This is a genomic window from Nocardia stercoris, from assembly GCF_003696265.1.
Taxonomy (GTDB): Bacteria; Actinomycetota; Actinomycetes; order Mycobacteriales; family Mycobacteriaceae; genus Nocardia; species Nocardia stercoris.
In genome coordinates, this window is record NZ_RFFH01000040.1 from 1 (window position 1) to 5768 (window position 5768).

The 5768-nt window shown below is 65.9% G+C and carries 6 protein-coding genes and 1 pseudogene; 4 read left to right on the forward strand and 3 right to left on the reverse strand.

All coding sequences use genetic code 11. The features are described 5' to 3' along the window. Positions 1 to 133 precede the first annotated feature (133 nt). The 3 genes and pseudogenes from EBN03_RS33395 to EBN03_RS33405 form a co-directional block, all read left to right on the forward strand. Positions 134 to 578, forward strand: a pseudogene (locus EBN03_RS33395) (integrase core domain-containing protein); the annotation flags it as partial. A gap of 165 nt (positions 579 to 743) precedes the next feature. Then, complete coding sequence (locus EBN03_RS33400; RefSeq protein ID WP_199743088.1) at positions 744 to 1367, forward strand: dihydrofolate reductase family protein; 624 nt, start codon at positions 744 to 746, stop codon at positions 1365 to 1367. A gap of 29 nt (positions 1368 to 1396) precedes the next feature. Then, positions 1397 to 2200, forward strand: coding sequence for an alpha/beta fold hydrolase (locus EBN03_RS33405; RefSeq protein WP_122192171.1), 804 nt, complete (start codon positions 1397 to 1399; stop codon positions 2198 to 2200). 386 nt (positions 2201 to 2586) lie between these two features. Here EBN03_RS33405 and EBN03_RS33410 read toward each other — a convergent pair whose 3' ends face one another. Genes EBN03_RS33410 through EBN03_RS33420 form a run of 3 tightly spaced genes read right to left on the reverse strand, consistent with a single transcriptional unit; the run spans position 2587 to position 4542 of the window. Further along, positions 2587 to 3831 carry an RNA polymerase sigma factor gene (locus EBN03_RS33410; protein WP_122192167.1) on the reverse strand — a complete coding sequence of 415 codons (1245 nt, stop codon included), beginning with the start codon at positions 3829 to 3831 and terminating at the stop codon, positions 2587 to 2589. Beyond that, a complete protein-coding gene (locus EBN03_RS33415) occupies positions 3828 to 4166 on the reverse strand; it encodes a YciI family protein (protein WP_122192168.1) in 339 nt (112 codons plus the stop codon). The genes EBN03_RS33410 and EBN03_RS33415 overlap by 4 nt, the downstream gene beginning before the upstream one ends. A gap of 7 nt (positions 4167 to 4173) precedes the next feature. Further along, positions 4174 to 4542, reverse strand: a complete 369-nt coding sequence (locus EBN03_RS33420; protein WP_122192169.1) for a YciI family protein — start codon at positions 4540 to 4542, stop codon at positions 4174 to 4176. Between the two features lie 320 nt (positions 4543 to 4862). Here EBN03_RS33420 and EBN03_RS33425 point away from each other — a divergent pair, with 320 nt between their 5' ends. Further along, on the forward strand, positions 4863 to 5306 hold the full coding sequence (locus tag EBN03_RS33425; RefSeq protein WP_147471802.1) for a hypothetical protein: 444 nt from the start codon (positions 4863 to 4865) through the stop codon (positions 5304 to 5306). Positions 5307 to 5768 lie beyond the last annotated feature (462 nt).

The window sequence follows — 5768 nt, forward strand, 5'->3', positions numbered from 1 at the left end:
CCCTCCGCGGCAGGACCTCGGGTTCTGCGCGGTCGGCGGGCCGCCATCGGCGCCAGCGGATCGACGGGTCCTTCGAAAGACACAACTCGAAGGTCGGTCAGGAAACTTCCGGGTCAGGTCCGCTAGGCCGGTGGCGGCCCGTCGTGATGATCATGACTGGAAACTTCTAGACCCGGAACGCCGGCGGGCGGCCGTGGCGCACCTGATGCGCGTGCTCGAAGTGAGCGAGCGGTTCGCCTGCCGGGTCGCCGGGCAGCACCGAAGTACCCAACGCCGTGTCCAGCCCGGCGAAACTACCGCGGATCCGGACGCGGCACTGCGTGAGTGGTTGCGAGACTGGGCGAGAACCCATCCGCGGCAAGGTTTCCGCCGCGCCTACCACGACGCCCACGGCGAGGGCTGGACGGTCAACCACACGCCTGCGCGACGAATGCCTCAACATCAACAGCTTCTGGTCCCTCACCCACGCCCGCGTCGTGATCAGCGACTGGAAGGACGGATACAACCACCGCCGAAGACATTCCGCGCTGGGCTATGCGACCCCGGCCGAATACGCTGCAACCTGCATCCACCGATAACTGGCCCTCACACCCGGCGGACCGAATCCCGGGCCCCTTCATCAGAACCTGGGTCGCGATAGTAATACGGGTCACATTTCGATGCTGGGTCGATCTCGATGTCAAGAGTTCGCCAACCGGATTCGACTGGTATGCGAAAGACACCAAACACATCGAGGAGGCGCTGTGCCGAACGTGCGCACCGATATGACGATTTCGCTGGACGGCTTCATCTGTGGGCTCGCCGCCCAGCAGCCACCCTACCTGGACAAGGGGTTCTTCCGGATCACCGATTGGGTCGTCCAGCATCTCGCGTGGCGCGAACGCGCGGGTATCGGCGGCGGTCTGCAGGATGCCGACGACGCGCTGCTGGCGGAGATGTTCGAGCAGGCAGGCGCCTATGTTATGGGCCGGCGGATGCTCGACTCGGGCGAGGAGCCGTGGGGCGAGTCCCCGCCGTTCCGCGCACCGGTGTTCGTAGTGACCCATCGCGAGCGCGAGCCACTGGTTCGCAAGGGCGGCACTACCTTTCATTTCGTCACCGACGGCCTGCAGGCGGCGATCGAGCGTGCGAAGGCCGCATGCGGTGATCGGCATGTGCACATCAGCGGCGGAGCCGCGATCGTGCAACAGGCGATCGCTCAGCGACTGGTGAACGAAATGCACGTGCACATCGCACCGGTCCTGCTCGGGCAGGGCACCCGGCTATTCGACCAACTGCCCGACAGCATGGTGGAACTGGACCGGTTCCGGGTCGTCGATTCACCCGCCATCACCCACCTGAGCTTCCGATTCCCCACCGCCGGATGACCTCCGACCGACCGAAAGGCAACGATTCCATGATCAACTCGACTCTGAGCAGTCTCACCTCCTCCGACGGCAGCGCGATCGCCGTCGAAACGACGGGGTACGGCGCGCCGGTGATTCTGATCGGCGGCGCATTCAACGATCGCTCTACAGTCGCCGCGCTCGCCTCGACCCTCGCCCCGCGTCTGACCGCCGTCACCTACGACCGGCGTGGCCGTGGGGGTAGTGCCGACCTCAGTGGCGACTACGCCATCGGACGCGAAATAGACGATCTGGCAACGGTAATCGAACATGTGGGAGGCACAGCGGGCGTGTTCGGTCATTCGTCCGGTGCCGCTCTGGCCCTGGAGGGCGTGTTGCGCGGGCTGCCCATAGAGAGAGTAGCGGTGTACGAGATGCCTGCGGTCGTCGACGGCAATCGCCCGGAGCCGCCTGCCGACGTGTTCCACCGGCTGGTCGCCCGCATCGAGGCCGGCGACCTCGACGCCGCCGCCGAACTGTTCCTGACCGAGCAGGTCGGGGTACCGGCACCGATCGTCGCCGGGATGCGCAACTCCCCGGTATGGGAATTCCTGCGGGCGCAGGCGCACAGCCTCCCCTACGACGTCGCCGTCTGCGGATCCCGGCTGCGACTGCAAACAGACCGATACGCCACGATCGACATCCCGGCACTGGTCGTCAACGGCGACCAGACCTGGCCGTGGATCCAGACCGCGGCCCAGGCGCTCGCCGCCGCGATCCCCGCAGCACGCCGGGAAGTGCTGTCCGGTGAAGAGCACGACATCCTCGGCAAGCCCGCACGACTCGAACCGTTGCTGACGGAGTTCTTCAGCTGATGCGTCATTCCCTTTCGCAACCAGCCGAATAGGCATTCGATGAGCACGGCCGCGCTGTCGGTTGAAGAATGTTTCGCCCCGACAGCGCGGCCATACTCGCGTTCTGAATCTTGGCGAGTCGGTGTTGCCATCCGTCCGGGAGCACGGAAGTCGTCGTCGGCGTGCGGACCGCTCGGATCGGTCAGCCGACTTCCGCACGCGATCGGCCACACCGGCTGGTCGCCTTAACCGAGCATCACCGCTACCTGCGGGAGCCGGCCGCGATGCTGGCGACTGAAACTCGCACTGCCCGAGCCACTCTGGCGACCAATTTCAGTGAGCCGGTGCGGCTGCCCCAGGTGAAAGAACGCTTTCAGCAGCGACCACGGAAATCCACTCCTGCGCAGTCATCGATCCAGCTTGTCTGCTCTGTTCCACAGATAGCGCTGTTCGGGGAGGCTCGTGGTGAGGCGGGCCGCCAGACGGTAATTCGCTAGGGCGGCGGAATACTCGCCCGCCAGCTCCTGGAGATGGGCGCGAACAGCGTGGAGCCGGTGGTGGCGGGCGATCCGGGAGTCGCTGTCCAGTGTTTCCAGCAGTTCCAGTCCGGTCTCGGGGCCGCGGGTCATCGCGACCGCGACGGCGTAATTGAGCGTGACCATGGGGTTCGGCGCGATCCGGCGGAGAATTTCGTACAGGATGCAGATCTGGTCCCAGTCGGTGTCCTCGGCGCGCGGCGCTTGGACGTGCAGCGCGGCGATCGCCGCCTGGAGCTGGTAGGGGCCGAGCGGCGAGGCGGCCATGGCGTTAGTGAGCAGTGTGCTGCCCTCTTCGATCATGGTGGCGTCCCACCGACTCCGGTCCTGCTCGGCCAACGGTATGAGCGCACCGTCCGGGCAGGTGCGGGCCGACCGGCGGGCATCGGTCAGCAGCATCAGCGCCAGCAGCCCGGCGACTTCACCGTCATCGGGCAAGGACCGGTACAGCATGCGGGTGAGACGGATCGCCTCAGAGGTGAGTTCGCCGCGGTGCAGATCGGGTCCGGAACTGGCGGTATAGCCCTCGTTGAAAATCAGGTAGAGAACGTGCAGGACGGCGTCGAGCCGTTCGGCCCACTCCTGGGCGTTCGGCACAGCAAACGACGCTCCGGCGGCCCTTATCCGCTGTTTGGCACGGCTGATCCTCGGCGCCATGGTGGCCTCGGGCACGAGGAAGGCCCGCGCTACCTCGGCGGTGGTGAGCCCGCCGACTGCGCGGAGAGTGAGTGCAACCTGAGAGGCGGGCGTCAGCGCCGGATGGCAGCACAGGAACAGTAGGGCGAGCGTGTCGTCCCGGTCGCCCGGGCTTTCGTCACCGGGCGGCGGAGCGAGGTCGGTATCCGGCGTCTCCCGCACCGATGCGGTGACTTCCCGGCGGCGGCGTGCCTGCTCGCTGCGTACCTGGTCGACCAGGCGACGGGCGGCGACTGTGATCAGCCAGGAGCGCGGATTTTCCGGGATGCCTTCGGCGGGCCACTGTGTCGCCGCGGCGAGCAACGCCTCCTGGACCGCGTCCTCGCACTCCTCGAACCCGCCGTAGCGACGCAGGAGCACGCCGAGGACCTGCGGCGCCAGTTCGCGCAGCAGGTCCCCGAGCCGTTCCGGCGTGCTCACATCTCCATCCCGGCCGAGTCCATCAACGGACGCACCTCGACACCGCCGATCCGACCGCTCGATATCAAGGCGGCCAGTTCCATGGCGTGCTCACGGCTTTCGCAGTCGACCAAGTACTGACCGGCGATCTGATCTGCAGTCTGCAGATATGGACCGTCGGTCACCGTCACCGCGCCGTCTCGAATCCGGACGACGGCGCTCAGGGACGGATCGGCGAACACGTGACCGCTGATCAGTTCCCCAGCCCGCCCAGCGGCGGCCAGGAACTGTTCATTGTCGAACCCACCGCCCGGGAGGGCCGCAGCGCTCAGATAGAGATTCAGCTGGAACTTCACCGCGCGCTCAGCTGTCGGCCCCGCCGGTGAAGACCACCGGCCGCACCTCGATGCCGAGGCCCTCGACGCCGGCGTCCGGGATGAGAGCGGCCAGCTCCAGGGCACGTTCCCAGCTGTCGCATTCCACCAGGTAGTAGCCGCCGAGGTACTCCTTGGCTTCGAGGTAGGGTCCGTCCGTTACCGCCGGAACGCCGCCTCGGACCCTGACTACGGCGCTCTGCGACGGGTCGGCCAGCGCGGTGGTGCTGATCATCTCGCCGGACTTCGTGACTGTCTCCATGAACACACCGTGGCCACTCATCACCTCGTTGCGCTCCTCCTCCGTCAGCGCATCCCAGATCTGCGGGTTGCTGTACATGATCAACAGGAACTTCATGTTGTCTCCCTTTGATGGTCGGACAGCGCCCCTGGGCGCCGTTCACCATTGGGTCGGAGCCGGTAGCGCGTTCTTGCGGTGCCGGACCGCAACAATCTCCCACCCGACTGGACCGTACTGGAACAAACGACGCGGGCCTGCCCGAGTCCCAGGCCTGAGCCCGCTGGAGATGCCGGCGCCGACGCTCGACTTGATGCATGGGTGAGGGGATTTGTCTTCATGATCAGGGTAGGAACTACGGGTTTGTCCCGATGTGCTCGAGAGTCACTGGGAGACAACATGTAACCGGGTCGGATCAAGACGGGATCGGAGATTCACACATGGCTCGAGGGATGCCGCTCGGCTTGGGAGCGGTGGCGCTGATCACCGCTGCGGTCGGCACGCCGGCCCCCGCGGCGTTCGCCACGGACCTGACCGAGGGAGTGGTCTGTCGTGACCACATCTGCCGCAACGACACCGACGATATCTATCGCGTGCAGATCCGGGTGGAGTGCTCGAGTCCCGGGTCTGCGTATGAGATGTCGGTGTGGGTGAACAGCCACTCCGCCGAAGAGATGCAGGTCGGGTGCAACGGTCGCTGGGAGCAAGGCCCGATGAGACTGGGGGCCCCGTCGAGGAACCCTGACGGCACCTGGAGCACGCCGACGATGGAACGCGAGCCGGGCAGTTACGTGCCCAGCTCCGTCACCGGCATCGACTACCTGAGCGCCACGGTCGACAACAGCAACCGACGCCGCCCAGCTCCGGTGCCCAGCGGTTCCTGATTTCTGAGATCGTGGTGGCGACAAGGGAAGCATCCTTATGACAAAGAGGTTCCGACGACCGGATGCGGTGTTTGCCGACAGGCGCAGCAGTGTTCTGGCGCTCGCTGCCACGGCAATTCTGATCGGGTCCGTAGCGGGAATCGGTATCGCCGGTACAACGCCGACAGAGCCGTCTGCTGCCGCCGCGCTGGACCGTTTCACCCATCAGCAGTTGGAGTGGGGTTCGTGCGACAGCGATCTCTTGGATCGAGCCGGCGCGGCTTGCGCGAATGTGAGGGTGCCGCTGGACTATTCGGAGCCGGATGGGCGCACCATATCCGTTGCGATCTCCCGAGTGAACCGCCCCGGGTTTGGTGCCCACCATCTTTCTTGGGAAGGATGGGCAGACCATGCCTGCGAAGTACGACGAAGCGACCAAGGCCAAAGCTGTCCGGCTGGTCGTCGAACACCGTGACGACTACG

Bases quoted from the DNA above. Each gene is read 5' to 3' on its own strand.
- EBN03_RS33405 (WP_122192171.1), top strand. From the start codon at position 1,397: ATGATCAACTCGACTCTGAGCAGTCTCACCTCCTCCGACGGCAGCGCG.
- EBN03_RS33420 (WP_122192169.1), bottom strand. From the start codon at position 4,542: ATGAAGTTCCTGTTGATCATGTACAGCAACCCGCAGATCTGGGATGCG.
- EBN03_RS33425 (WP_147471802.1), top strand. From the start codon at position 4,863: ATGGCTCGAGGGATGCCGCTCGGCTTGGGAGCGGTGGCGCTGATCACC.